Genomic DNA, 2,751 nt, shown 5'->3' on the forward strand with positions numbered 1-2,751 from the left:
TTTTGAAGCTGCTCCAGCTCGGGATCGACGAATTCGATCACGCGGCCGGTTTCCACGTCGATCAGATGGTCGTGATGCGCCTCGGGCGAAGGCTCATACCGGGCACGACCATCGCCGAAATCGTGGCGATCGAGGATGCCGGCCTCTTCGAACAGGCGCACGGTGCGATACACGGTGGCGATCGAGATGCCGGGGTCGATCGCGGCGGCGCGCTCATAGACCTTTTCGACGTCCGGGTGATCTTCCGCCTCGGACAGCACGCGCGCGATGACGCGGCGCTGCTCGGTGATGCGCAGCCCCTTTTGCGCGCAAAGCGCTTCCAGATCGATTTTGCGGGCCATGCTTCACTACTCCTTGGGACGCGGCCCCTTATAGGCCCAAAGCGTTTTTGCGAAAAGAGGATAGCGATTCGCAATAAGCGGGGCTCTGGGCGCTTATCCCACTATTCTGGCATAAGTATGCGCATCGTAGGCGGCGCCGTCATGTCCCTTGTAATAGCCGCGGCGGATGCCCTGCCGTTCGAAACCGTGACGTTGGTAGAAGGCGATGGCCGGGTTATTCTCACGCACCTCCAGATGGAGGTGGGTGACGCCGCGGGCGGCGCAATCCGCCAGCACGCCCTGCATCAACGCGGTGCCGACGCCGGCGCGGCGATGGGGCGGGGTGACGGCGAGCAGCAGCAGTTCGGCTTCGTCCAGGACGGCACGGGTAAGTGCAAAGCCGGCGGGCACGTCATCGACCAACGCAAAGACGAGGTGGATGCCGGGCATCGCCAGCACGCCCATCGCTTGCGACCGGGTCCATGCCTCTCCCCAGCGGGGATCGAAGGCGGCGGCCATCAGCGCATCCATCATGGCCACGTCGCGCGCATCCCCGGTGCGCAGCGTGAGGCTGCGCGTGGCCATCATGCGGCGACCCCGATTGCCGCACGCGGAGCCGGCGGCTTCGCATCGGGCGCGCGGCCATAGATCGGGCGGGGCGGCAGGTCGGCGAGCGCGGCGGGCAGGCGATGGGCCTCGGCGGCGTCGGGCAGCGCCTCGATCACGGGCAGGTCGGGGGCGAGCGCGGTGAGACGGTGGACGCCGGTGCCGACAGCGGTTCGGCCCTCAAGCATGGTCAGCGCGATATCGGGTTTCAGCGAGGCGGCGGGCGCCAGCGCGCTCAGGTCGGCGGCGAAGGGCTGCAAGAAGACCTCGCCGTGCCCGCCTTCGAGCACCACGCAGACCTCCGGGAGATCGTGCGCCGCCAGGGCGGCGGCGGCGACGAGCGCAAGCGACTGATAGCCCGTGACCGGCACCTGCCAGCCAAAGCCGAGGCCAAGCGCGGCGGCGAGGCCGACACGGATGCCGGTGAAGCTGCCGGGTCCGCAATCGACCAGAATGCGGTCGGCCCGGCCGCCTTGCGCCAGTGCCGCGATCATCGGCACCAGCTTTTCGGCATGGCCGCGGCCGACCACATCGTGCGCGCGGTCGATCACGCGCCCGTCCTCGATCAGCGCGACCGAGCAGGCGGCGGTGGCGGTCTCGATGACGAGCGTGCGCAACGGATCAGACGATGCGGTTGAAGCGGTCGAAGTCCGGCCGCGGATTGCGCGAATGGAGCGTCGCGCGGTCGCCGTAACCCAGGGTCGAGATCAGGTTGGTGCGCACGCCGGGCTGATCCGCGAAGAAGGCGAGATCGACCTGCCCGGCGTCGAAGCCCGACATCGGGCCGGTGTCCAGTCCCAGCGCGCGGGCGGCGAGGATGAAGTAGCCGGCCTGTAGCGAACTGTTGCGGAAGGCGGATGCTTCGCGGAGCTCGGCATTGCCGTCGAACCAGCTCTTGGCGTCCACATGCGGGTAGAGATCGGGCAGGTGTTCGTGAAAGTTCACGTCCATGCCGATGACGACCGCAACGGGCGCCTTGCGGATCTTGGCGGCGTTCGAGTCACTGGCGCAGGCGGCGAGCCTGTCCTTCGCCTCCTGGCTGGTGCACCAGACGAGGCGGGCGGGCAGCTGGTTGGCGGAGGTGGGGCCGAATTTCATCAGGTCCCAGATCGCGTGCAGCGCGGATTGCTCGACCGGCTTGTCGAGATAATGATTGAAGGTGCGCGCTTCCCGGAAAAGGCGGTCGAGCGCGGCGTCGTCCAGCGGCTGCATCAAACAGCCCGCACTTCGGTGACTTCGGGAACGTAATGGCGCAGCAGTTGCTCGATACCGTTCTTAAGCGTGGCGCTGGACGAGGGGCAGCCGGCACAGGCGCCCTGCATCCGCAGGTATACCTTGCCCTTGTCGAAGCCGCGATAAACGATGTCGCCGCCGTCATTGGCGACCGCCGGGCGGACGCGGGTTTCGATCAGTTCGCGGATCTGGGCGACGATGTCGGCATCGGCCGGATCGTCGGCGAAGCTCTCTTCCTCGGCGGGCACGGCGAAATCGGCGCTGCCCTGGCGGAAGAGCGGCATGTTGGCCGAGAAATGATCGAGCAGGATGCCGAGCACGTCGGGCTTCACGTCCGCCCAGTTCACACCGGGCGCGATCGTGACCGAGACGAAGTCGCGGCCGAAGAACACGCCGGTGACATCGCCCAGATCGAAGATCGCCTCGGCCAGCGGGCTGGCTGTGGCTTCCTCGGGCGTGGCGAAATCGCGGGTGCCGGCATCCATCACCGCCCGGCCGGGCAGGAACTTCAGCGTCGCGGGGTTCGGTGTGGCTTCGGTTTCGATCAGCATGGAGGCCATGTGGCGCGGCGGGGCGCGGGGATCAAGCGGGG

The 2,751-nt window shown here is 67.5% G+C and carries 5 protein-coding genes; all 5 read right to left on the reverse strand.

Features of this window, described 5'->3' with window-relative positions:
* A partial coding sequence (locus tag Q0U08_RS19570; protein ID WP_298093456.1) for a Fur family transcriptional regulator occupies nucleotides 1-341 on the reverse strand: 341 nt, incomplete at its 3' end.
* A 93-nt stretch (nucleotides 342-434) separates the two neighbouring features.
* Entirely contained in the window at nucleotides 435-908 is a 474-nt protein-coding gene (locus Q0U08_RS19575) for a GNAT family N-acetyltransferase (RefSeq protein ID WP_367271168.1), read from the reverse strand.
* Nucleotides 905-1,543, reverse strand: a complete 639-nt coding sequence (gene tsaB / locus Q0U08_RS19580) for a tRNA (adenosine(37)-N6)-threonylcarbamoyltransferase complex dimerization subunit type 1 TsaB (protein ID WP_298093457.1) — start codon at nucleotides 1,541-1,543, stop codon at nucleotides 905-907. Before tsaB ends, Q0U08_RS19575 begins: the two co-directional genes overlap by 4 nt.
* A 4-nt stretch (nucleotides 1,544-1,547) precedes the next feature.
* Nucleotides 1,548-2,138 (reverse strand): malonic semialdehyde reductase, encoded by a 591-nt coding sequence (locus tag Q0U08_RS19585; protein WP_298093458.1) that lies wholly within the window; start codon nucleotides 2,136-2,138, stop codon nucleotides 1,548-1,550.
* Nucleotides 2,138-2,710: a NifU family protein gene (locus tag Q0U08_RS19590; RefSeq protein ID WP_298093462.1), complete on the reverse strand. Its 573-nt coding sequence runs from the start codon at nucleotides 2,708-2,710 to the stop codon at nucleotides 2,138-2,140. Before Q0U08_RS19590 ends, Q0U08_RS19585 begins: the two co-directional genes overlap by 1 nt.
* Between the last annotated feature and the right edge of the window lie 41 nt (nucleotides 2,711-2,751).

Source organism: uncultured Sphingomonas sp. (assembly GCF_946477935.1).
Lineage (GTDB): Bacteria > Pseudomonadota > Alphaproteobacteria > Sphingomonadales > Sphingomonadaceae > Sphingomonas.

What these genes read in the sequence shown, in the direction of transcription:
- Q0U08_RS19575 (WP_367271168.1), bottom strand. Translation starts at nt 908, where the DNA reads ATGATGGCCACGCGCAGCCTCACGCTGCGCACCGGGGATGCGCGCGAC.
- Q0U08_RS19585 (WP_298093458.1), bottom strand. Translation starts at nt 2,138, where the DNA reads ATGCAGCCGCTGGACGACGCCGCGCTCGACCGCCTTTTCCGGGAAGCG.
- Q0U08_RS19590 (WP_298093462.1), bottom strand. Translation starts at nt 2,710, where the DNA reads ATGCTGATCGAAACCGAAGCCACACCGAACCCCGCGACGCTGAAGTTC.